The sequence below is a fragment of the Rhodococcus sp. MurmanLake-1 genome (assembly GCF_056945715.1).
Genome location: NZ_JBWZNF010000001.1, coordinates 749748 through 772965, shown reverse-complemented (window position 1 = coordinate 772965; position 23218 = coordinate 749748). Strand labels below are relative to the sequence as shown.

Genomic DNA, 23218 nt, shown 5'->3' with positions numbered 1-23218 from the left:
CTTCAGAGGAATTGCTCGATTCACCGATCTACCCTATCGGCGAGGCAGCTTGCAGTTTCAATCGCGGCGAGCGAGCGTGTGTTCATGACTGACGCATTGCCGGCGAGCTTGAGCGTTCACCTCGATGCGTATGCCGAGCACCTCCGACTGAGCCGAGGCCGGTCGGAACACACGATCCGCGCCTACGTCGGTGACGCGCGGGCATTGCTGACCCATTTCTCCGCGGGTTCGGAGAATGCAGATCTCGACCGCCTCGACCTAAGTGTCATGCGTTCGTGGTTGGCCGCCCAGAATGCCGTAGGAACAGCCCGTACGACGGTAGCTCGACGGGCTTCTTCGGCGCGTGGTTTCACTGCGTGGCTCGCGCAGACCGGACGTATTTCCGTCGACCCGGGCACACGTCTGGCGGCTCCACCTGCTCGTCGCACGCTGCCGACGGTGCTGCGTCAGAGCCAGGCCCTCGACGCAATGGATGCAGCGGAAAGCGGTGCGCAGCAACAGGAGCCGCTCGCCCTGCGAGACCGACTCATCGTGGAATTGTTGTACTCCACCGGAATTCGCGTCGGCGAGTTGTGTGGACTGGACGTCGAGTCCGTCGATGCTGATCGACGTTTGCTTCGTGTCCTCGGCAAGGGGAACAAGGAGCGATCGGTGCCATACGGCCTGCCTGCAGAATCGGCACTGAACGGGTGGCTGGAGCACGGACGACCCGCGCTGAGTTCGGATAGGTCCGGGCGAGCATTGCTCCTCGGAGTTCGAGGCGGCCGGCTCGATCAGCGTCAGGCGCGTTCGGTGGTCCACGAAACCATGGCTGCAATTCCAGGGGCTCCCGACATGGGTCCGCACGGGCTTCGGCACTCGGCTGCGACGCATTTGCTGGAGGGTGGTGCAGACCTTCGTGTGGTCCAAGAACTCCTCGGGCATGCGAGTTTGGCGACCACTCAGCTGTACACGCACGTGTCGGTCGAACGCCTTCGATCCGTCCACGATCAGGCCCATCCACGCGCCTAGATTGTGAAGCGACGCGAGTTCTCGGCCGGTATTTGGTAGCGTCGCAGCTCAGAAGAGTGAACAATCGGCAAGTTCGATCGTCGTGTCGAGACACTCGATGACATGCGAAATCCGGGGGATTCGTGAACCGCCAAGATGTGAAGCACCTGCCGAACAGCGGCCAACCGGCCTGGCTGTCCGAAGCGCCACAACCGGCTCCCGAGCCGGCGCCGACGCCGGAGCCTGTGGCACGACTGCAAGAGGTCTGGACCACGCCACCGCCACCGTCGAGCCAACAGCAGGTGACAAACCAGGATCTGGTTGCCGAAGCTTTACTGAAACGCCCTAAACGGACGCCGCGTGGCGGATGGCGTAGGGGATTGCATCGTGCGACCGGAGGTGTGGTCAATCTGGGGGATTCGACCAACGAACAGCGCAACCGTGCACTGGCCGCCCGAATCGAGCAGCCGATCCGTAACGACTATCGAGTCGCTTTGCTCTCGCTCAAAGGGGGCGTGGGCAAGACGACGGTCACGGTCGGACTCGGTGCGACATTTGCTTCGCTTCGTGGTGACTGCGTCGTGGCGGTTGACGCCAATCCCGATTTCGGAACTTTGGCGCAACGTGTTCCGCTGCAGACCAATTCGACGGTGCGCGATCTGATTGCTGCTAGACCGGACATAAAGAGCTATTCGGACGTTCGAGTGCACACATCCCAGTCGTCGAGTCGTCTCGAGGTCCTGGCGAGTGAGCAGGATCCGGCGATTTCGGAGGCATTCAGCGAGGCGGACTATCGCCAGGTCATCGACATCTTGCAGGTCTACTACAACATCATCCTCACCGATTGCGGTACCGGGATCATGCACTCGGCGATGAACGGCGTTCTCGATCTTGCCAATTCGTTGGTTCTCGTCAGTTCGCCGGCAATCGACGGAGCGCGCAGCGCAGCGGCAACGCTCGATTGGCTTCAGTTGCACGGATACGGCCATCTGGTCGAACGGACCGTCGTCGTCATCAGCGCCGCCCGACCAGGGTCGAGCGTGATCGACATGGACGCTTTGGTGGACTATTTCATGCGTCGATGCCGCGCCGTCGAGGTCATTCCTTTCGACGAGCATCTCGCGGAGGGTTCGGTGATGGACCTCGAGTTGATGCGACCGGCCACCAGACGAGCGTTCATGGAACTGGCAGCGATGGTGGCCGACGACTTCGCGGACGCTGTGGGTCGGCACGCCGTTTCCGAGTGGCACTGATTCTGCGACCGATTTCTGCGACCGATCAGCCTCCTTTCAATGGCTTGAGCCTGAGCGGTTGCGTCCGAACGAGTCCGAGTGGATCGAGATACTCGCGTCCACGGCGCAAGCCCCAGTGCAGACATGCTTCGACAGCACACCCTTCGTGCCCGGTTTCGAGGGTTCCGATCACGGACCTGGCGGCGACGCGTTCACCTGCGCGAACGACTGCTACGACGGGTTCGTAGGTCGTGCGTAGGCCGCCGGAGTGATCTATCGACACCGTCGGCTTTCCGGCGACCACTCCCGCGAACACCACAATGCCGTCGCCGGCCGCGAGGACGGATTGGCCGGCACTGCCGCCGAGATCGACCCCGCGATGACCCGGCAGCCAATTCTTGGCCGGTTTGTCGAAAGCGCGTTCCACGTGCGGCCGGGGAGCGAGCGGCCAGTCGAAACGCGTGTCTGCCGACGCCGTGCCTACGGCGACACAGCAGGAGATCACGGCAACGACCACTCCTCGTCGAGCTCCGCGAAACATCGTCATTCCTTGATCTTGCGTGGAGTCGCACGCGCTTCAATGCAGATCAGACGGGTAATCCACAAGATGATCGCCGATCCACAACCGCCGGTTCGGTCTGTTGCTTCCGGGGTGGTTATGGCATCGGCGGACGAGGACGTACACTTGTCGAGCGGTCTGTGCTCGCACAGTCCGACTTCGCGCGCCCGCGCACGTTTTCCGGCCTCGGCTGGTCCTGGTTCTCACGAAACAGGTCCGACGGCCGTGCGGGTGCCAGGGCAGGGATCACCCGATCGCCTGCATCAACCGGATTGAAAGTTTGAGGTACACAGCCATGGCTGTCGTAACCATGAAGCAGATGCTCGATAGTGGAACCCACTTCGGACATCAGACCCGTCGCTGGAACCCGAAGATGAAGCGATTCATCTTGACCGACCGCAACGGCATCTACATCATCGACCTCCAGCAGACGCTGACGTACATCGACAAGGCGTACGAGTTCGTCAAGGAGACCGTTGCCCACGGCGGCACCGTCCTCTTCGTCGGCACCAAGAAGCAGGCGCAGGAGTCCATCGCTTCCGAAGCGACTCGCGTCGGAATGCCCTACGTCAACCAGCGTTGGCTCGGCGGCATGCTCACCAACTTCACCACTGTTCACAAGCGTCTGCTTCGCCTCAAGGAGCTCGAGGCAATGGAGCAGACCGGTGGATTCGAAGGTCGCACCAAGAAGGAAATCCTCATGCTCACGCGTGAGATGACCAAGCTGGATCGCACCCTCGGTGGTATCCGCGACATGGCCAAGGTTCCTTCCGCGGTGTGGATCGTCGACACCAACAAGGAGCACCTGGCAGTTGCCGAGGCTCGCAAGCTGAACATCCCGGTCATCGCGATCCTGGACACCAACTGCGACCCCGACCTCGTCGACTACCCGATCCCGGGCAACGACGACGCCATCCGTTCCGCAGCACTGCTGACCAAGGTTGTCGCTTCCGCGGTTGCCGAAGGTGTGCAGGCACGTGCAGGACTGAGCGCCGACAAGGACGCGAAGCCCGAAGCCGGCGCAGGCGAGCCCCTCGCCGAGTGGGAGCAGGAACTGCTCTCGCAGGCAGCTCCGGCTGCAGAGGCTGAGGCAGCTCCGGCTGCAGAGGCTGAGGCAGCCCCCGCCGCAGAGGCACCGGCCACCGAGGCCTGATTCGTTGAAACCGGCCCTGACCAAGAGTTCTTTTGGTCAGGGCCGTTTCACCGTTAGGCCCGAGCACCACCGTCAGGCCGTGCTTCACCGCTAGGCCGTGCTTCACCGCTAGGCCGTGCTTCACCGTTAGTCCTAGGTCCGAAACAGACACATGAGGAGGCTCGCTAATCATGGCGAACTACACCGCCGCTGACGTCAAGCGGCTCCGTGAGCTCACCGGCTCCGGAATGATGGCATGTAAGAACGCACTCGCAGATGCAGACGGCGATTTCGACAAGGCCGTCGAGCAGCTGCGCATCAAGGGCGCGAAGGATGTCGGAAAGCGCGCAGAGCGCACCACCGCTGAGGGTCTCGTCGTCGCCAAGGACGGCGTCATGATCGAGATCAACTGCGAGACCGACTTCGTCGCCAAGAACGACGAGTTCATCAAGCTGGCCGACGAGATCGTGACCGTCGCTGCTGCTGGCAAGCCTGCGGACCTCGACGCTCTCAAGGCGCTCGAGCTCGACGGCAAGACCATCGACACCGTCATTGCGGAGCAGTCCGCGAAGATCGGCGAGAAGCTCGAACTGAGCCGCGTCGCTTCCTTCGACGGCCCCGTTGCCGTTTACCTGCACAAGCGCAGCTCCGACTTGCCGCCCGCTGTCGGCGTTCTCATCGAGTACACCGGCGAAGGCGATGCTGCTGCTGAGGCCGCTCGCGGCGCTGCAATGCAGGTCGCAGCACTCAAGGCAAAGTACGTCACGCGTGACGAGGTTCCCGCTGAAATCGTCGCTTCCGAGCGTCACATCGCCGAGGAGACCGCCCGCGCAGAAGGCAAGCCCGAGCAGGCTCTGCCGAAGATCATCGAAGGCCGCGTCAACGGTTTCTTCAAGGACGTCGTTCTGACCGAGCAGTCTTCGGTCACGGACTCCAAGAAGACCGTCAAGGCGATCCTCGACGAGGCAGGCGTGACCATCAAGCGCTTCGTGCGTTTCGAGGTCGGCGCCTCCGCTTAATTCGGAGCCCGTACACATGGACCCCGCCTGAAGAGCATTTGCTCTACCGGCGGGGTCTACGTGTACCTGGGGCCTCCGATGAGGCAGGATGAGAGTGCTTCGGGACGAGTCCCGGGGGCTTTCCTATGTCGCGGTGTCCGATTCGGCGGCAGAAGAAGAATGAAGGACCTACAAGGTCTTGTATCGAACTGAGGAGAACAATGTCCGAACCAGCCAACGAACGTCCAGGATTCAAGCGGGTCCTGCTCAAACTCGGCGGCGAAATGTTCGGAGGCGGCAAAGTCGGTCTCGATCCCGACGTGGTCACCAAGGTGGCTGAGCAGATCGCAGAGGTCGTTCGATCGGGCGTGCAGGTTGCAGTGGTCATCGGCGGCGGAAACTTCTTCCGCGGAGCGGAACTGCAGCAGCGTGGCCTCGATCGCGCGCGCTCCGACTACATGGGCATGCTCGGCACCGTCATGAACTGCCTCGCACTGCAGGATTTCCTGGAGAAGGCCGGCGTCGATTCTCGAGTGCAGACGGCAATCACCATGGGACAGGTCGCCGAGCCGTACCTTCCGCTTCGCGCACGTAGGCACCTCGAGAAGGGGCGCGTAGTCATCTTCGGTGCCGGGATGGGTATGCCCTACTTCTCCACCGACACCACTGCTGCGCAGCGCGCGCTGGAGATCGGTGCCGAGGTAGTGCTGATGGCCAAGGCCGTCGACGGCGTCTACTCGGCCGACCCGCGTATCGACCCGGACGCGACGATGTACGAACAGATCACGCACCGCGAGGTCATCGAACGTGAGCTCAAGGTCGCGGACGCGACGGCGTTCAGCCTGTGCATGGACAACTCGATGCCGATGATGGTGTTCAACCTCCTCACCGAAGGAAACATCGCTCGCGCGGTGTCCGGTGAGAAGATCGGCACCCTGATCAAGTCGTGAGTGACACCCAAAAAATGATGCAGAACAACATGGAGGAACAGCCGTGATCGATGAAGCGCTCTTCGAGGCAGAAGAGAAGATGGAAAAGGCTGTCACGGTAGCCAAGGACGATCTCGGCTCGGTTCGCACCGGACGCGCGAACCCCGGTATGTTCTCGCGCATCGTGATCGACTACTACGGTTCGATCACGCCGATCACGCAGCTCGCGAGCATCAACGTCCCCGAGGCCCGCATGGTCATCGTCAAGCCGTACGAGGCTTCGCAGCTCAACGCGATCGAGACGGCGATCCGCAACTCGGATCTCGGTGTGAACCCGTCCAACGACGGCAGCATCATCCGCATCTCGGTTCCGCAGCTCACTGAAGAGCGTCGTCGTGAACTGGTGAAGCAGGCCAAGTCCAAGGGCGAGGATTCGAAGGTCACGCTGCGCAACATCCGCCGCAAGGCGATGGACGAACTCGGCCGGATCCAGAAGGACGGTGAAGCCGGCGAGGACGAGGTCGGTCGCGCAGAGAAAGAACTCGACAAGACCACGGCGAAGTACGTGCACACGGTCGAGGAACTCGTCAAGCACAAGGAAGCAGAGTTGATGGAGGTATAGCCTCCTCATTTGCAGTGTTTGTCGTCGGGAGTAGATCAGGGAGTTTGGGTGCACGCACAAGAGGGAACCGCCGGTGGTCCCGTCACGGACGGGCCTACGGGCGGCGCTGAGGGCGCGCAACCGCCGAAGTCGAAGGCGGGCAGGAACCTACCTGCCGCCATCGGCGTCGGAGCGGGTCTCGGAGCCTTGGTCATCGGCACTTTGATCTTCCTGCCCCCGGGATGGATCGCTGTCGTCGCGATCGCGATGTTCATCGCGACGTGGGAGGTCACAACGCGGCTTCGTGAAGCCGACATCGAGGTGCCGCGAATTCCCCTTCTCGTCGGAGGGCAAGCCACGATCTGGCTCGGCTGGCCGTGGGGACCGGTCGGGGTGCTCAGCGGATTCACCGCAACCGTCCTGGTGTGCATGGTGTGGCGGTTGTTCGACCACGGGCTCAAGGCGACCCCGAAGAACTTCCTGAGAGACACCTCGATCACGGTGTTCGTTCTGGCGTGGATCCCGCTGTTGGCGTCATTCGGTGCATTGATGGTGCTCGAAGACGACGGCCCGGGGCGCGTCTTCGTCCTGATGATCGGTGTCGTGTGCTCCGACATCGGCGGTTACGCGGCCGGAGTGCTGTTCGGGAAGCACCCGATGGTGCCGGCTGTGAGCCCGAAGAAGTCCTGGGAAGGATTTGTCGGCTCCCTCATTTTCTGCGTCATCGGCAGCCTGCTTTCGGTGACGTTGATCCTCGACGCGAATTCGATGATCGGCGTCCTGCTCGGTGTCGTCCTGGTGGTAGTCGCGACGGTCGGAGACCTGATCGAATCGCAGATCAAGCGTGAACTCGGCATCAAGGACATGGGAACCCTGCTTCCCGGCCACGGCGGAATCATGGATCGCCTGGATTCACTCCTGCCGTCGGCATTTGTCACCTGGCTGATTCTGTACGCACTCGTCTGATTTCGCGTGCGTGATTTCTTCTCCGGCCGTTCCAAGCCGATCCCCAGCCCGAACATCTGGCACTGGCCGGGCGTGTACGAAATCGAGAACCGCGCGCAGGACGTCGACGGTTCCATCTGGGCCGCGATGCGAGCCCAGGTCGACTGGTCTGGACGCGACGTCGTCGACGTCGGCTGTGGGGCGGGGTTCCATCTACCGGAGTTCGCTCGTACTGCCCGTCGTGTTGTCGGAGTGGAGCCGCACGCACCGCTGGTGAAGGCCGCGCGGGAACGAACCCGCGATTCGGCGTCGATCGACGTAGTCCAGGGTTCAGCAGAGTCCACGGGTCTGGTGGATGCTTCAGTCGATCTCGTTCATGCCCGTACGGCGTACTTTTTCGGCAAAGGCTGCGGCCCGGGAATTCGTGAAGCCATGCGCATCCTGAGGCCCGGGGGAGCCCTGCTGATCGTGGATCTCGATGTGAGCGCCGGCCCGCACGGAGAGTGGATGAGGGCGGATCTGCCCAAATACGATCCCGCGGCGGTCGAAGGATTCTTCGAGGCTCAAGGGTTCTCGCTCACGCGTGTCGACGCCCGGTGGGAGTTCGAGAATCGAGACGACTTGCGGCGGGTACTCGGAATCGAGTTCACCGAGAAGACTGCCGAGCGTGCGTTCTCGCAAGTAACGGGATTGGGCTTCACGGTGCGATACCGGATCCATGTTCGGTCCAAACCACGATCACTCGAACTTGCGTGAAAGCGGGCTCAAAAGACGAACGTCAGGCGCTCCGACTTGAGCGCCTGACGTTTTCTGCACCGATTCAGTAGTAAAAAAATCAGTGATCGGTGGGGATGTGGAACAGGGTGGCGAGCTTGTGAATCTTCTTCGCCTTGGCGAGCTTGGGCAGGTCGCTGCCATCGCGCACGCGTGAGCCGTCTTCGCCGAGATCGTCGATGACATTCTGAGCCCAGATCGCGTCGGCCACGGATGGACTCAGTCCCGCGTTGACGGGGGCAGTCTGCGCGGTGGTCATGCAGAGTTTGCCGGCCATACCGAGTGACAAGGTGATCGCACAGTCTCGGGCGAGCAGATCTAGATCGGGGCCGAGCGTGGGACCGTCGATCGGCGGAGCGATGCGTGCCGCGCGGCTGGCGATGGTGAGCCGCGAACGCGGGTACGACATCGACGTGGGGGAGTCGTCCATCCCAGTGTCGCGCCGGAAGTCGCCGCTGCCGAATGCGAGACGGAAGATGCCGTCTGTGCGTGCGATCTCGGGCGCAGCCTCGAGTCCTACCGCGGATTCGACGAGAGCAAGAATCTTGGTGCCTTCGGGAAGTCGCTCGGCCGTGGCGTCGGCCTGCTGACCGCTTTCGGTCTTTGCGAGCATGACACCCTCGAGTCCGGGGAGGCCCGCGAGTGCGGCCAGATCCTCTTCCCAGAACGGTGTCGTGGCATCGTTGATCCGAACCCAGGCGTGATTGTGTTCGCTCAGGAATGCGGCGACGTCGCGGCGGGCCGCCGGTTTGTTGGGTGCGGTGACGGCATCCTCGAGGTCGAGAATGACGGCGTCGGCCGCACTCGCGAGTGCGGCGTCGAAGGTGTCCGGTTTGGACGCGGGGACGAGGAGCCAGGATCTTGCCTGCTGTGGGGCAATTCGCGAGGTCACAGGTCTCTCCATGTGAGTAGTCACATCAGGGCCTTTCCGGTGATTTCCACGACATCAATGATGCCTGCTGGCCCATCGATCGACCCAATTGCGTAACTAGATTTCAGTCACATCTGCCGCTTCGCTGCGCGCCGGATCTGAATGATGCGAACCCCGCCTGCCAACGCCATGATCAATGCGCCCGCGATCGCGGAGAGCAGGATCGTGATTCCGAGCGGAAAGTCGATCTGCCAGGCGAGGATCTTGACGGAGACGCTCTCGAGGTTCTGCAGGATGAACACCAGCAGTAAGATCAGCACAATTGCGCCTATGACCAGGCCAACCCAGGTCGTCGCAGCCCTGGTGCGGTCGGTGACCGACGTTCCGGTCGGCACCGGTTCAGGCGTCGGGTTCGGTTCGGGATCGTGTTTTTCGACTGCCTTGTCCTCGCCCACCTTCGGAAGTTCCGGGTCGGGACCGAAACCGTCGGCAGGGCCGTACACGGGGGAGTTCGACGGATCCTCTGGTGTGGTTGACATGACATGATCATCACGCAACCTGCGCAAAGTTGCACGGGTAATCCGGCCACAATCGGGTGGCAGTGGGGTAGCACCCCAAAACAATGGGACAATGGTGTAACTATGGCTGCCTCTCTTCCCCTCGTTTTCACTGCACCCAAGCGCGGAATGCCTCCACGGCACCTCGCCGATCTCGATTCCGCCGAGCGCAAAGAAGCGGTGAAAGAGCTCGGCCTTCCGGCTTTCCGGGCCGATCAGCTCGCGCGTCAGTACTACGCGCGACTCGAAGCCGATCCGGAGAAGATGACCGATCTCCCCGCATCGGTGCGCGAGAAGGTGGGGGAGTCGCTGTTCCCGACCTTGTTGACCCCGATCAAGCACCTCGCGTGCGATTCGGGCGACACTCGCAAGACCCTGTGGAAGGCGCATGACGGAACGCTGCTCGAAAGCGTCCTGATGCGCTATCCCGATCGGGCGACGCTCTGTATCTCGAGTCAGGCAGGTTGCGGAATGGCCTGCCCGTTCTGTGCGACAGGTCAGGGCGGCCTCGACCGCAACCTTTCGACCGCCGAGATCGTCGATCAGGTTCGCGAGGCAGCGGCCGCCATGCGCGACGGTGATGTTGCCGGCGGACCCGGACGCCTCTCGAACGTCGTGTTCATGGGTATGGGCGAGCCATTGGCGAACTACAAGCGCGTGGTGGCAGCGGTACGACGGATCACTTCGCCCGCACCCGACGGCCTCGGCCTCTCTCAGCGGTCCGTAACGGTCTCGACCGTCGGCCTCGCTCCCGCTATCCGCAAGCTCGCTGACGAAGGCCTGAGCGTCACGCTGGCGGTATCGCTGCACACACCAGACGACGAACTGCGCGACACACTTGTGCCGGTCAACAATCGCTGGTCGGTGTCGGAGGTACTTCAGGCTGCCCGGTACTACGCAGACAAGACCGGTCGGCGTGTGTCCATCGAGTACGCGATGATCAAGAACGTCAACGATCAGCCGTGGCGCGCGGACATGCTGGGCAAGAAGCTGAAGAAAGCACTCGGCGGGTTGGTGCACGTCAACCTGATTCCGCTCAACCCGACTCCGGGTAGCGAGTGGGACGCGAGCCCCAAGGACGTCGAGCGTGAGTTCGTGCGTCGGGTCATCGCCCAGGGCGTCTCGTGCACTGTGCGCGATACGCGCGGTCAGGAAATCGCCGCAGCCTGTGGCCAGCTGGCAGCCGAGAACTGAAACCCTCCAGGCCTGAAAAACACATAAAGCGAAGGCCTCCACGAACTTTCGTTCGTGGAGGCCTTCTCTTTGTCAGGTCTCTAGCGCGGGCGGCGACGGATGACGATGTCGCGGACCAGAACGAAGATCATCAATCCGGCGGTGCCGATGAGCCACAGATCCTCGACTTTGCCGTGATGGTTTCCGATCATCATCAGAAGCAGGAATATCGCGAAGAACCATCCGAGGAAACGGAAAAACTTGAGTCCTTCACCACTCCACCCCCATGCGGCAGAGGGGACCTCGGCCTCATCGACGTGCGAGACCACGACGGGGGCGCTGGACTTGACGTCCAACTGGGTATCGGCCACGGTCGATCCTCCTGCTCATTCGGTTGCACTACTGCCCAATATGGTGACATACGACTGCCTGTCGTACGTAGTTGGGCGTCGATAAGGTTGTTCTCAGGTGTTATCAGGAACAATGGGCGAGTGCAGGAAACCACACGTACCCGCGTCCTCCTCCTCGGCAGTACCGGTTCGATCGGTACCCAAGCGCTGGAGGTCATCGCAGCCAACCCCGGTCGTTTCGAAGTAGTCGGTCTCGCAGCGGGCGGCAACAACGTCGAGTTGTTGGGCGAACAGATTCGTGCAACCGGCGTCACGGACGTCGCCGTCGCCGATCCTGCAGCGGCATCGGCGCTGCAGTCGGTAACCGCCCGTTCGGGACCGAGCGCCGTGACGGAACTGGTTCGGGACAGCGGTGCCGATGTTGTCCTCAATGCACTCGTCGGTTCGTTGGGACTCGAACCGACTCTGGCGGCGTTGAACTCGGGAGCGCGCCTTGCGCTGGCGAACAAGGAATCGCTTGTCGCCGGCGGAGCGCTGGTGACCAAAGCCGCCGCACCCGGTCAGATCGTGCCGGTCGACTCGGAGCATTCGGCGCTTGCCCAGTGTCTACGTGGTGGAACAGGCGACGAAGTGGCTCGGTTGGTTCTCACCGCTTCGGGTGGACCGTTCCGTGGCTGGAGCGCCGAGGATCTCGAAAGTGTGAATCCAGCTCAGGCAAAAGCGCACCCCACCTGGTCGATGGGGCCCATGAACACCCTCAATTCGGCAACTCTGGTCAACAAGGGCCTCGAGCTGATCGAGACGAACCTGCTGTTCGGGATCGACTACGACCGCATCGACGTCACCGTGCACCCGCAGTCGATCGTGCATTCCATGGTCACCTTCTTCGACGGGTCGACGCTGGCGCAGGCAAGCCCGCCGGACATGAAGCTCCCGATCGCTCTCGCTCTAGGCTGGCCGGACCGCATCGAAGGTGCTGCGTCGGCATGCGACTTCACCACCGCCTCCACCTGGGAATTCGAGCCGCTCGATTCGTCGGTGTTCCCCGCCGTCGATCTGGCGCGAAGCGCGGGCAAATCCGGCGGTTGCTTCACCGCGATCTACAACGCGGCCAACGAAGTGGCGGCTCAGGCATTCCTCGACGGTGTCATTTCCTTCCCGGCGATCGTCCGCACGGTGGCCGCTGTTCTCGACGATGCAGGTCAATGGTCCGCGGAACCGGTTACCGTGGACGACGTTCTGGCCGCAGACGGCTGGGCACGCACACGAGCGCGTCAGCTCGTGAAGCAGGAGGGCTAGAGCTTTCATGGTTTTTGCACTGGGCGTAGTGCTGTTTGCCCTCGGCATCGGCGTGTCCATCGCCCTGCACGAAGCCGGCCACATGTGGACGGCCAAAGCTTTGGGAATGAAGGTTCGCCGCTACTACATCGGCTTCGGACCGAAGATCTTCTCGTTCCGTCGAGGTGAGACCGAGTACGGCCTCAAGGCGCTGCCGCTCGGTGGATTCTGCGACATCGCCGGCATGACGGCTCTCGACGAGATGACACCCGAAGAAGAGCCGCACGCGATGTACAAGAAGGCGGCGTGGAAGCGCGTCGTCGTCATGTCCGGCGGTATCGCGATGAACTTCATTCTCGGGTTCCTCCTGATCTACGCATTGCTCCTCGGTTGGGGTCGAACTAGTTCGGAGCCGGCACCGCCTGTTGTCAAGGGCGTGACGTGTGTTGCTCCGACGCAACTCGGTCAGGATCAGGGGTGGAAACTCGCGGATTGCACCGGTACCGGCCCGGCGGAGGCAGCCGGAATTGCTGCCGGCGATCGGATCGTCGCGGTGGACGGTCAACCGACGGACACTTTCGCCAAGGTTTCCGCGGCGATCCGCGACAAGTCCGGGACAGTCACGCTCACAGTCGAGCGCGGCGACGAGACTGTTCAAGTTCCGGTCGACGTATCGCCGGTTGAGCGTTACGTAGCCAAAGAGGGCAGCACAACGCCGGAACTGGCAAAGGTAGGCGCTGTCGGAATCGAGGGTGTCAGCAATCTGATCGAGTACAACGCGCTCTCTGCTGTTCCGGCAGCCTTCGACTACACCGGACAGATCATGGTCGACTCGGTGAAGGCGTTGGCTGACATTCCGTCGAAGGTGGGGGCTCTGTGGGAGTCGATCACGGGCGGCGAGCGGGCGCTGGACACACCTATCAGCGTGGTCGGCGCCAGCGTGATCGGTGGCGAGGCCGCTGATCGAGCCGAGTGGCCGATGTTCGTCGGACTGCTCGCGTCGATCAACTTCTTCCTCGGCGTGTTCAACATTCTGCCGCTGTTGCCGCTAGACGGCGGTCACATCGCGGTGGTCTTCTACGAGAAGATCCGCGATTGGTTCCGCGCTCGCCGCGGCTTGATTCCGGGCGGTCCCGTCGACTACACGAGACTCCTTCCGATTACTTACGTATTCATCGTGATCGGTGGCGCGTTCATGTTGCTGACACTCACGGCTGACATCGTCAATCCGATCAAGATCTTCTGACCGTGTGAGCATGGCGACGGTTGCCGCGCGGTAGTGCGGCGATCGCCCGGCTAAACTTGCAGTGAAGCTATGAAAGAAGGCACAGACGTGACCATCCCTATCGGACTGGGAATGCCCTCGGCACCCGCAGCGATTCTTGCTCCTCGACGCAAGACACGGCAGCTGCAGGTCGGCACGGTAGGTGTGGGCAGCGATTTCCCCATCTCGGTGCAGTCCATGTGCACCACGAAGACGCACGACGTCAATGCAACGCTCCAGCAGATCGCGGAACTGACCGCGTCCGGTTGCGACATCGTCCGTGTCGCCTGCCCGCGTCAGGAAGACGCGGACGCGTTGTCGATCATTGCGAAGAAGAGCCAGATTCCGGTTATCGCCGACATCCACTTCCAGCCGCGCTACATCTTCGCGGCAATCGATGCGGGATGCGCTGCGGTGCGCGTCAATCCGGGCAACATCAAGGAATTCGACGGCCGTGTCAAAGAGGTAGCCAAGGCTGCCGGTGATGCAGGCATTCCGATTCGTATCGGTGTCAACGCGGGATCGCTCGATCCTCGGTTGATGGAGAAGTACGGCAAGGCGACGCCCGAAGCGTTGGTCGAGTCCGCGCTGTGGGAGGCCGGGTTGTTCGAAGAGCACGGCTTCGGTGACATCAAGATCTCCGTCAAGCACAACGATCCGGTGATCATGGTCGAGGCTTACCGCCAACTCGCCGCCAAGTGCGACTACCCGTTGCACCTCGGCGTCACGGAGGCAGGGCCGGCGTTTCAGGGCACGATCAAGTCCGCGGTCGCCTTCGGTGCGCTGCTCGCGGAGGGTATCGGCGACACCATCCGGGTTTCGCTCTCGGCCCCGCCGGCCGAAGAAATCAAGGTCGGTAACCAGATTCTGCAGTCTCTGAACCTGCGTCCCCGCAAGCTCGAGATCGTGTCATGCCCCTCGTGTGGCCGTGCACAGGTCGATGTCTACACACTTGCCGACGAGGTCTCTGCCGGCCTCGAAGGCATGGAGATCCCGCTGCGCGTGGCAGTCATGGGTTGCGTCGTGAACGGACCGGGTGAAGCACGTGAGGCTGACCTCGGTGTGGCGTCCGGCAACGGCAAGGGCCAGATCTTCGTCAAGGGCAAGGTCATCAAGACGGTGCCCGAGGCGCAGATCGTCGAGACTTTGATCGAAGAAGCGATGAAAATCGCCGAAAGCATGGAGGGTGACGCTTCGGAGGGTGCGCCGGTCGTCACCGTGAGTTGAGTGATTGCCGGATGAATCTTCCCCGTCGGTGTCAGGTTCGTGGCAATCTGAGTGCATCATGATCGGGTAGTGATATTCGTGGACGCGCAGTCGAGTCGAGGGGGTTGACGGATGCTCAAACTCCTCGGAGCCAAGCAGGTCGGAAGTCGAGATCTCGAAGACGTCCGACGGGTACTCGACGCCGATCCGGTGGCCGCCTGCATGATTGCCGCGCGCGTCGAAGAATGCGGTGTCGACCCACGAATGATTCACGGCGAGCTGTGGAGTCGAGGCGGGCCGTTGTCCTCGCTGTGCTTTGCCGGGGCAAATCTGGTTCCACTTCGAGGCGATCCGGATGACATTCGGGCATTCGCTGACCGCGCCTGTCGGATTCCGCGCATGTGCTCGTCGGTGGTCGGTCGCGCCGAATTGGCGTTGCCGCTGTGGGAGATGCTCGAGCTCGATTGGGGAACTGCGCGGGAGGTTCGCCCCGAACAGCCGTTGCTCGCGGTATCCGAGCCGCTGGCATGCCCGTCGGACCCACTGGTGCGGCAGGTTCGCTCGGACGAACTCGAGATCTATCTGCCTGCCGCGATCGCGATGTTCATCGAAGAGGTTGGCGTCGATCCGCGTGCAAACGACGGTGGGCGCGGATATCGACATCGTGTGGCAAGCCTGATCGCCGCTGGTCGAGCGTGGGCGCATATCGAGGACGGCCAGGTCGTCTTCAAGGCGGAGGTCGGTTCGATGTCTGCTCGCTGTGGCCAGATTCAGGGCGTGTGGGTCAACCCGGAATTTCGTGGGCAGGGCTTCGGCGTGACCGGTACAGCGGCTGTAGCGGAGTCGATCATGGCGACCGGTCGCATTGCGAGCCTGTACGTCAACAGCTTCAATACGATTGCGCGGTCGACCTATTCGCGGGTGGGGTTCCGGCAGGTCGCGACCTTCTCGACGGTGCTGCTCGACTGAGCGTCCAAGCTGCGTGCAATGGTCGCGCCTACGCTGGGTGGAGCATTTGTCGCCCTACTATGGGGCTCGATGAACACTCGGCATTTCTCTCGTAGTCGCTCGGCCCAACTGTTGGCCTCCTGCACCGTGATCTTTTTGGCGGTGGGGATCAGTTCGTGTACTCCGAAACCCGCCGGCCCCGAGCCCGTCGCGCAGCAGTTCCTGAGTGCGTTCGGTGACAGGGACATCGACGAGGCAGCAAAAATGACGGACCGGCCTGATTCCGCGGGTCCTGTATTGAGTGACACCTGGGATGCGCTTCAGGCGGAGTCGATGACTGCCGAGACCACGTCGGTGAAGATGAACGGTGACACTGCGACGGTCGGCTACACCTACGAGTGGCACCTGCCGAAAGACCGCGTCTGGACGTACGACGGCGAGCTGCAGATGGGACGCAAGGACGGCGACTGGTCCGTCCGTTGGAGTTCGACGGACGTTCATCCGCGCCTCGGTGACAAGCAGACGATGTCGTTGCGGGCAACCGCGGCGCCGCGAGCGCGGGTCAACGAGCATTCGGGGACCGACGTCCTGGTGCCGGGAATCGTCTACCGAGTGAAGTTCGATCGCTCCAAGAGCAACGACATCATAGGTTCCGCGAACAGTCTCGCAAGTGTTCTCGGGCGGTTCGATCCGTCGCTGACCGGTCAGTCGATCGCCGAATCCTCGACGGCCGTCAAGGGTGACTATCTCGTGACGCGGCTGCGCAGTGATGACTACGACCAAGTTTCGGCGCAGTTGGGTGCGATATCGGGAGTATCGGTATCGGACGAATCGGATCTCGTGTCGACCGACCCGGAGTTCGCGCCTGACCTTCTCGGGCAGATCAAGAAGACGATCATCGACGAGGTCGACGGCAAAGCCGGCTGGAGTGTCGTCACGGTCAACCAGAACGGCGTCGACACCGACGTGTTGACCGAGACTGCGCCACAACCGGTTCCGTCGTTCAGTATCAGTCTGGACCGCAACATCCAGATCGCTGCTCAGCGCGCGGTGAACGTGAACAAGGATCAGGCGATGATGGTGGTGATCGAACCGTCGAGTGGCGCGATCCTGGCCGTCGCGCAGAACAAGGCAGCTGACCGCGACGGGCCGGTCGCGACGATGGGTCAGTACCCGCCTGGTTCGACCTTCAAGATCATCACGGCAGGTGCGGCAATTTCGACCGGTCAGGCGACCCCCGACACGATGGTGCCATGCCCGGGCCGAATCGAGATCGGCGAGCGCAGCGTGCCCAACTACAACGAGTTCGCACTCGGCACGGTGCCGATGGCAACGGCCTTCGCGCGTTCGTGCAACACGTCCTTCGCCAAGTTGGCCAGCGAGATGCAGGCAGACACGTTGACCACTGCCGCAGCGCAGTTCGGCATCGGCCAGGACTACAACGTGGTGGGATTGCCGATCGATTCCGGTTCGGTGCCGCCGGCGTCGGACCTGGTCCAGCGGACGGAAGACGGGTTCGGTCAGGGCAAGGTCGTGGTCAGTCCGTTCGGAATGGCGATGGCAGCTGCGACGGTCGCGAACGGTTCGACTCCGGTGCCGCAACTTATTTCGGGGCGCGAAACCACCATCGACGGTGAGCGCCCGGCGATCACGCCGGCCATGGTCGACGGTCTGCGCGGCATGATGCGACTCGTGGTCACGAGCGGTACTGCAGAACGCGTCGAAGATCAGGGTGAGGTGTACGGCAAGACCGGTGAAGCCGAGGTCGACGGGGGATCGCATGCGTGGTTCGTCGGCTATCGCGGCAACCTGGCCTTCGCCACTCTGGTTGTGCGGGGCGGAAGTTCGGACAACGCCGTCGCAGTCACCCGCGACATGCTCACCGCTCTGCCGGAGGGCTACTGACCCGTCAGGGGAGCAGTCCCAACCTGCGGGCGGTCACCACGGCTTCGTGGCGTGAGCTCGCGTCCAGCTTTCCCATCGCGCTTCGCAGATAGCTCTTGACTGTTTCAGGTCGAAGGGAAAGCCTTTGGCCGGCTTCGATGTTGGTGCAGCCGAGTGCGACTTGCGAGAGAACATCCACTTCACGTGGGGTGAGTGCGACGGCGGATTCGGCGTCGGCGGTAGGGCGCAGCAGGTTGGCCAAACGCTGGGAAAGTCCGCGGAGCTTGGTCTGCAAGTCGGTGTCGGTCACGGTCTGGGCGACACTGCGTAGTTCGGCGTGGACTCCGCGGATCTCTTCCGAAGACATACCGTCGGCGGTGGTCGCGGCGGCGGCCTGAAGTAGTTGCAGGCGACGATCGACCTCGTCGCGGATGGCGAACTCCATCCCGAGACGCCGGGATGCGCTGACCATGACGTCTGCTGTGCGATCGCCGAGGGGAGCGGAGTCGCGGATCGCGGCGTAGAGGACCGCGCGCGATTTGCCGGACACCATGACCGGAACGGCGATGATCGAATGCAGGCCCTCGCTCAGAACAGGCCGGTCGAAGTGATGAGTGATGGACTGCGAATTGCCGTAATCGTTGACGGTGATCGGTGAACCCTGGGCGACGACGCGTCCGCCCATGCCCGAGCGCGGCGGGATGGCCAAGCCCTTGAGATTGTTGGTGCGGGTGCCGACGAATTCGCTCAGGTGCAGGGTTCCGTCCTGGACCTCGCCTCCGAACAGCACGGGAACAACGCCCTGAGCTGCAATTGTTCGGAGTTCACCTCGCATAGCGTCCCCGTCGCGGGGACGCAGAAGTGACGAAGCATGTCGATTCACGCAGGTACCCCTTTCTGGGGGTAGTGAAGTTCTCTTGTGAGCTAGATCATAGGGGGTGAACAGTACGTATGACGAGCCGCCAACGTAACCGGTCGGGCCAACCATACGACGATCGATAAGGAGCAAGTTGATGAGCACCGATCCCACCGCACGGGTGCGCGAGCTGCTGGACCAGTACGACACCCCGCATGCCAGCGCCGCAGAATTGCTCTGCGATCGGCATCCCGCGGATGGCGTTGCATTCACCGTCGTCGAGGCAGACCTTAGCTCGGTGGACCTCACTTACGGTCATCTACGTGAGCAGTCCGCGCGTTTCGCGGCAGCTCTGGCGGACCTCGGAGTCGAGCCGGGTGACAACGTCGCGACCTTGATGGGCAAGTCTGCGGACCTCGTGGTCGCGCTCCTCGGAATCTGGCGCCGGGGCGCGGTCCACGTGCCCTTGTTCACGGCGTTCGCTTCGCCGGCCATCGCTTTCCGCTTGACGGCCAGTGGCGCGAAGGTGGTCGTTTCCGACGCCAATCAGCTCGACAAGCTCGCGCCGGGTGAGGACATCCCCGCCGACGCAGCGTGGCAGGTCATCGTCGCGGGCGGCGCGGCCGGTGACGAGTTGGACTTCGATGCACTTGTCGCAGCTCAGGATGCCGAAGACCCGAAGGGCGCTGCTCAGGCAGTCGGCGGCAACGCACCGATGGTGCAGTTGTTCACCAGTGGCACCACGGGGACACCCAAGGGCGTGCCGGTTCCGGTGCGCGCGCTCGCGTCGTTCCATGCCTACCAGGAGTTCGGCCTCGACGTCCGTCAGGACGACGTGTTCTGGAACGCCGCAGACCCGGGCTGGGCGTACGGGCTGTACTACGCGTTGCTCGGTCCGCTTGCCGCGGGAACGCGAAGCATTCTGCTGCACGCCGGATTCTCCGCGCCGCTGACGTGGCAGATCATCGAGAAGTTCGGTGTCACCAATTTTGCCGCTGCTCCGACCGTGTACCGCAGTCTGCGTGCCGACAAGGCGCCCGTTCCGGAAGGCATCTCGCTTCGCCGCGCGTCCTCGGCCGGTGAGCCCTTGACCCCGGATGTTGTTGCGTGGTCGAAGAACTCGTTGGGCGTCGAGGTTCGTGATCACTACGGCCAGACCGAGCACGGCATGTTCATTGTCAACGCCTGGGCCGACGGACTCCGCGAGGACGTCCGTCCAGGATCCATGGGTCGTCCGTTGCCGGGCTGGTCTGCCGCTGTGCTGGAGGACAATTCGGATGACATCGCACCGGCTCGCACTCAGGGACGCGTGGCGATCGATACTCACAACAGTCCGTTGATGTGGTTCACCGGGTACGTCGATGCGCCGGAGAAGACGAAGCAGCGATTCAGCGAAGACGGTCGCTGGTACATCACCGGTGACGCCGGAATGACGGACGAGGACGGATTCTTCTTCTTCTCCTCGCGCGACGACGACGTCATCATCATGGCGGGCTACCGCATCGGTCCCTTCGACGTCGAGAGCGTGCTGGTCATGCACGAGCACGTCATCGAGGCGGCAGTGGTGGGCATGCCCGACGAGTTGCGCGGTGAGGTCCTCGAGGCGTTCGTCGTACTTCGCGAAGGTGTCGACGGTGACGACGAACTCGAGAAGGAACTGCAAACCCTGGTGAAGAAGAAGTTTGCAGCGCACGCGTACCCACGCACGGTGCACTTTGTTCCGAACCTGCCCAAGACCCCGAGCGGCAAGGTTCAGCGGTACATCTTGCGGAAGGGATAAACCCCTTGCTGTGCGCCTTTATTAACCGCGGGCGGTTAATAAAGGCGCACAGCAAGGTCAGCGCCGACGGATTCTGCCGACCACCATGAGGGCGATCAGGGTAACTGCAAGCAGCAGTGTCGTATTTGCTGCGGCAAGAAATACCTGGCCGCGGTCGGTGAGTCCGAAGATGCTGACCGGCAAGGTCTTCCATGTCGCCGGGTAGACCATGACCGTTGCGCCCAGCTCACCCATCGACAGTGCGATGGAAAGCCCGGCGGCCGCACCCAACGCTGGGAGCAGCAGCGGTAGCGTCACCCGCGTCAGCACCCGCACTGGGCCGGCGCCGAGTGATTCGGCAGCTTGACGGTAGGCGGGATCGAGCCGTTCGAGCGCGGCCGATACGGAACTGAAGGCAAAGGCAAGCACCAAAACCGTGTGAGCGAGAATCACGATCCATTTGGTGCCGCCGAGCAGTAATGGGCGCTCGTTGAAAGTGATGAGCAGACCCAGGCGATCGCGACCGACGGAACTGCAATCGGTAAATGGAATACGGCATCGGTGATGCGCCGCAGCCACATCGGTGCCTCACGAGAGGCCAGCGCGGCCCACGTTCCGACGATCAATGCCAGTGCTCCCGAGATGAATGCAGTCTGCAAACTGACGATCAGGCTGGCGAAGTTCTCGTCGGACAGCGCCGTGGAGAAGTTCTTGCCGCCGAGATTCGACGGAAGTGGACCGGTCCACGATCCGGCCAAGGCAGCCGCGACGACGGTGGCGATGGGCGCGACAAAAACCACCGCGACGACCAGGGTGAAGAATCCGAGTACGAGAGCCCTAGAGCTTCGTGTCCACAGCAGCACGGCTGCCTCCCATCAATCTGTTGAAGGTGAATCGGTAGAGGCAGTACAGGCCGAGTGAGAGTGCGACCTGGACCGTCGCGATCACTGCCGCGCCGGGCAAGTCGAAGGTGACGATGCCGCGGGTGTAGATGAGGACCGGAAGCGTTACGACGTCTTTTGCTCCGGTGAAGAGCACGATGCCGAATTCATTCAGTGTCATCAGAAGTACGAGCGATCCACCGGCCAGGAGGGCTGGCCACGCTTCCGGCATCACCACCTGCCGCAGAACTCGGACGGGTGACGCGCCGAGGCTGGCTGCAACGTCGAGCTGTTCACGCGGAATCTGGGTGAACGCGGCCAATAGCGGACGCACGACAAAGGGTGTGAAGAAGGTGATTTCGGCCGCGATGACTCCGAACGGAGTGTTCAGGAAGTTCAGCGGGCCGCTCGCGTCGCCGGTGATGCGGATGATCAAGGCGTTGACGGCGCCGGCCGTGCCGTACAGAAACGTGAACGCCAGCGTGATCAGGAATGACGGCAGGGCGAGCACCGTGTCGATCAATCGCCCCACCACCTTGGATCCGGTGAATGGAACGAAGGCAAGCACCAAGGCGAGGAAGGTTCCCAGGATCAGGCACCCCAGGGTTGACGCCACGGCGATCTGGATGGTCCGCCAGAGTGCGGTCCTGAACAGTTCCGAACCGAGCACGGAGGACCACGTGGACAACCCGGTGCCGCTTCCGGTGCTCAGCGATTCCGTGAGGACACGCGCAGTGGGATAGACAGCAAACACGAGGACAAGAAGCAGTGGCGGTAGCGTCCACCCGATCCGGCGCCACGGGATCGGGTCTTTGTGCTGGGGCACAGCGGTTTCGGGGCGTTCCAAGGTTGTCGTCATGGGTGGCGATCCGCCGGAACCAGGACACTGCCGTCCGTGGGCAAGACGACGCCCACTTCGGTGTCGACCGGTCGTTCGTCGTGCCCTGGAACATCCGCGTCGACGCGGACGTCGTCGAGGCCACGGACAGCCAGCGTCAGACGCGTCGTGGAACCGCGCCAGACGCTCGAGACGATGCGCGCCGGGAATGATCCTCGTGCGCCGACGCCGGTTACGCCTACCGCGTGTGGACGAACACACAGGTAGGCGTCCATGTCGGACTCCCATTCGATGTGCCCGATCTCGGGCTGCGGGGCGTGAGCGGTGAACGGCGTGCCACCGATCGAGACCAGTGCGGAGGTGCCGATGACGCGTGTGACGGTGCAGGGCAGCAGGTTGGCACCCCCGAGGAAGGCCGCGGTGAAGCTGGACGGCGGGCGTTTCCACAAGGCCTCGGCGGTGTCGATGTCCGCGAGTCTGGCGTTGCGCATCACTGCGATTCGGTCTGCGAGCGCCAGGGCTTCACTCTGATCGTGCGTCACATAGAGCATGGCTGTGTCAGGTAGTGCGGCGCGCAGTCTCGCCAGTTCGCCGAGCATGCTCTCGCGAAGTTGCGCATCCAGGGCGGCCAGTGGTTCGTCGAGGAGGAGTACTCCAGGGCGAATTGCCAAGGCTCGGGCGATTGCGATTCGCTGCTGTTGACCGCCGGAAAGCTCACGGGGAAGGCGCTTTCCGTACGCCGACATCCCGACCATGTCGAGGGCTTCGGCTACGCGAGGGCCGATCTCCGAGCGCGGCACGCGATGGGCTCGGAGTCCGAAGGCTACGTTCTCGGAAACTCGCATGTGCGGGAAAAGAGCGTACGACTGAACGACGACGCCGATACCGCGTTGTGCGGGAGGCAGATTGGTGACGTCTCGGGTGCCGAGCTTGACGGAACCGGACGTGGGGCGGACAAAACCCGCGAGGGCCTTCAGGGCGGTCGACTTGCCGGATCCACTGGGCCCCAGCAGTGCCACAGTTTCACCCGGTGCCACTCGCAGATTGAAATCGACGAGTGCATGGGTTGCGGTCTTCCCGCGGCCGTAGGCGACGTTGACGCGATCGAAGGTGATGGCCGGAGCGGAATGTTCGATCGCTCCGTGAACACCGACGGTCTCGGGGAGCGTCCGCCCCAGTCTGGTTCTTGCCAT

The 23218-nt window shown here is 62.6% G+C and carries 22 protein-coding genes and 1 pseudogene; 15 read left to right on the top strand and 8 right to left on the bottom strand.

Annotation, left to right across the window (positions count from 1 at the left end):
• The first annotated feature begins 84 nt into the window (after positions 1–84).
• Together AC2ETI_RS03490 and AC2ETI_RS03485 are read left to right on the top strand one after the other, a co-directional pair.
• Complete coding sequence (locus AC2ETI_RS03490) at positions 85–1011, top strand: tyrosine recombinase XerC (RefSeq protein WP_031331262.1); 927 nt, start codon at positions 85–87, stop codon at positions 1009–1011.
• A gap of 122 nt (positions 1012–1133) precedes the next feature.
• Positions 1134–2243 carry a MinD/ParA family ATP-binding protein gene (locus tag AC2ETI_RS03485; protein WP_019747985.1) on the top strand — a complete coding sequence of 370 codons (1110 nt, stop codon included), beginning with the start codon at positions 1134–1136 and terminating at the stop codon, positions 2241–2243.
• A 25-nt stretch (positions 2244–2268) separates the two neighbouring features.
• Here the strand turns inward: AC2ETI_RS03485 and AC2ETI_RS03480 are convergent, their stop codons facing one another.
• A complete protein-coding gene (locus AC2ETI_RS03480) occupies positions 2269–2769 on the bottom strand; it encodes a M23 family metallopeptidase (protein ID WP_024487342.1) in 501 nt (166 codons plus the stop codon).
• Between the two features lie 307 nt (positions 2770–3076).
• Here AC2ETI_RS03480 and rpsB point away from each other — a divergent pair, with 307 nt between their 5' ends.
• The 6 genes from rpsB to AC2ETI_RS03450 all read left to right on the top strand — a co-directional run bounded on the left by rpsB (position 3077) and on the right by AC2ETI_RS03450 (position 8142).
• Positions 3077–3934 carry a 30S ribosomal protein S2 gene (gene rpsB, locus AC2ETI_RS03475; RefSeq protein ID WP_003942709.1) on the top strand — a complete coding sequence of 286 codons (858 nt, stop codon included), beginning with the start codon at positions 3077–3079 and terminating at the stop codon, positions 3932–3934.
• 170 nt (positions 3935–4104) lie between these two features.
• The gene (gene tsf / locus AC2ETI_RS03470; protein WP_019747987.1) at positions 4105–4932 is read left to right on the top strand and encodes a translation elongation factor Ts; all 828 of its coding nucleotides are present in this window, start codon (positions 4105–4107) and stop codon (positions 4930–4932) included.
• A gap of 200 nt (positions 4933–5132) precedes the next feature.
• Entirely contained in the window at positions 5133–5861 is a 729-nt protein-coding gene (pyrH, locus tag AC2ETI_RS03465) for a UMP kinase (protein WP_019747988.1), read from the top strand.
• 43 nt (positions 5862–5904) lie between these two features.
• Positions 5905–6462: a ribosome recycling factor gene (gene frr / locus AC2ETI_RS03460; RefSeq protein ID WP_003942777.1), complete on the top strand. Its 558-nt coding sequence runs from the start codon at positions 5905–5907 to the stop codon at positions 6460–6462.
• A 48-nt stretch (positions 6463–6510) separates the two neighbouring features.
• Positions 6511–7407, top strand: a complete 897-nt coding sequence (locus AC2ETI_RS03455) for a phosphatidate cytidylyltransferase (protein WP_003942673.1) — start codon at positions 6511–6513, stop codon at positions 7405–7407.
• 6 nt (positions 7408–7413) lie between these two features.
• Complete coding sequence (locus AC2ETI_RS03450) at positions 7414–8142, top strand: class I SAM-dependent methyltransferase (protein ID WP_483633574.1); 729 nt, start codon at positions 7414–7416, stop codon at positions 8140–8142.
• Positions 8143–8221: 79 nt separating this feature from the next.
• On the opposite strand, the gene AC2ETI_RS03445 is transcribed toward AC2ETI_RS03450, so the two are convergent.
• Positions 8222–9064: an HpcH/HpaI aldolase/citrate lyase family protein gene (locus AC2ETI_RS03445; RefSeq protein WP_030244636.1), complete on the bottom strand. Its 843-nt coding sequence runs from the start codon at positions 9062–9064 to the stop codon at positions 8222–8224.
• A gap of 95 nt (positions 9065–9159) precedes the next feature.
• The gene (locus tag AC2ETI_RS03440; protein ID WP_483633573.1) at positions 9160–9570 is read right to left on the bottom strand and encodes a LapA family protein; all 411 of its coding nucleotides are present in this window, start codon (positions 9568–9570) and stop codon (positions 9160–9162) included.
• Between the two features lie 102 nt (positions 9571–9672).
• Here AC2ETI_RS03440 and rlmN point away from each other — a divergent pair, with 102 nt between their 5' ends.
• Entirely contained in the window at positions 9673–10782 is a 1110-nt protein-coding gene (gene rlmN, locus AC2ETI_RS03435) for a dual-specificity RNA methyltransferase RlmN (protein ID WP_019747992.1), read from the top strand.
• 80 nt (positions 10783–10862) lie between these two features.
• Here rlmN and AC2ETI_RS03430 read toward each other — a convergent pair whose 3' ends face one another.
• A complete protein-coding gene (locus AC2ETI_RS03430) occupies positions 10863–11132 on the bottom strand; it encodes a DUF2631 domain-containing protein (protein WP_019747993.1) in 270 nt (89 codons plus the stop codon).
• 120 nt (positions 11133–11252) lie between these two features.
• Between AC2ETI_RS03430 and dxr the strand changes: the two genes are divergently transcribed.
• The 5 genes from dxr to AC2ETI_RS03405 all read left to right on the top strand — a co-directional run bounded on the left by dxr (position 11253) and on the right by AC2ETI_RS03405 (position 17712).
• Positions 11253–12410, top strand: coding sequence for a 1-deoxy-D-xylulose-5-phosphate reductoisomerase (gene dxr / locus AC2ETI_RS03425; protein ID WP_483633572.1), 1158 nt, complete (start codon positions 11253–11255; stop codon positions 12408–12410).
• A gap of 7 nt (positions 12411–12417) precedes the next feature.
• Positions 12418–13635, top strand: coding sequence for a M50 family metallopeptidase (locus AC2ETI_RS03420; protein WP_020907377.1), 1218 nt, complete (start codon positions 12418–12420; stop codon positions 13633–13635).
• A gap of 87 nt (positions 13636–13722) precedes the next feature.
• The gene (gene ispG / locus AC2ETI_RS03415; RefSeq protein ID WP_007734888.1) at positions 13723–14880 is read left to right on the top strand and encodes a flavodoxin-dependent (E)-4-hydroxy-3-methylbut-2-enyl-diphosphate synthase; all 1158 of its coding nucleotides are present in this window, start codon (positions 13723–13725) and stop codon (positions 14878–14880) included.
• Between the two features lie 111 nt (positions 14881–14991).
• Entirely contained in the window at positions 14992–15828 is an 837-nt protein-coding gene (locus AC2ETI_RS03410; RefSeq protein ID WP_003942692.1) for a GNAT family N-acetyltransferase, read from the top strand.
• 69 nt (positions 15829–15897) lie between these two features.
• A complete protein-coding gene (locus AC2ETI_RS03405; RefSeq protein WP_259119581.1) occupies positions 15898–17712 on the top strand; it encodes a penicillin-binding transpeptidase domain-containing protein in 1815 nt (604 codons plus the stop codon).
• A gap of 4 nt (positions 17713–17716) precedes the next feature.
• On the opposite strand, the gene AC2ETI_RS03400 is transcribed toward AC2ETI_RS03405, so the two are convergent.
• Entirely contained in the window at positions 17717–18526 is an 810-nt protein-coding gene (locus tag AC2ETI_RS03400; protein WP_060939588.1) for a LuxR C-terminal-related transcriptional regulator, read from the bottom strand.
• 178 nt (positions 18527–18704) lie between these two features.
• Between AC2ETI_RS03400 and AC2ETI_RS03395 the strand changes: the two genes are divergently transcribed.
• The gene (locus tag AC2ETI_RS03395) at positions 18705–20327 is read left to right on the top strand and encodes an AMP-binding protein (RefSeq protein ID WP_019747998.1); all 1623 of its coding nucleotides are present in this window, start codon (positions 18705–18707) and stop codon (positions 20325–20327) included.
• A gap of 57 nt (positions 20328–20384) precedes the next feature.
• On the opposite strand, the pseudogene AC2ETI_RS03390 reads toward AC2ETI_RS03395, so the two are convergent.
• The 3 genes and pseudogenes from AC2ETI_RS03390 to AC2ETI_RS03380 all read right to left on the bottom strand — a co-directional run bounded on the left by AC2ETI_RS03390 (position 20385) and on the right by AC2ETI_RS03380 (position 23218).
• A pseudogene (locus AC2ETI_RS03390) lies at positions 20385–21169 on the bottom strand (ABC transporter permease).
• Positions 21144–22046: a 2-aminoethylphosphonate ABC transporter permease subunit gene (locus AC2ETI_RS03385; RefSeq protein ID WP_483633571.1), complete on the bottom strand. Its 903-nt coding sequence runs from the start codon at positions 22044–22046 to the stop codon at positions 21144–21146. Before AC2ETI_RS03385 ends, AC2ETI_RS03390 begins: the two are co-directional and overlap by 26 nt.
• Positions 22043–23218, bottom strand: coding sequence for an ABC transporter ATP-binding protein (locus AC2ETI_RS03380; protein WP_020907382.1), 1176 nt, complete (start codon positions 23216–23218; stop codon positions 22043–22045). The genes AC2ETI_RS03385 and AC2ETI_RS03380 overlap by 4 nt, the downstream gene beginning before the upstream one ends.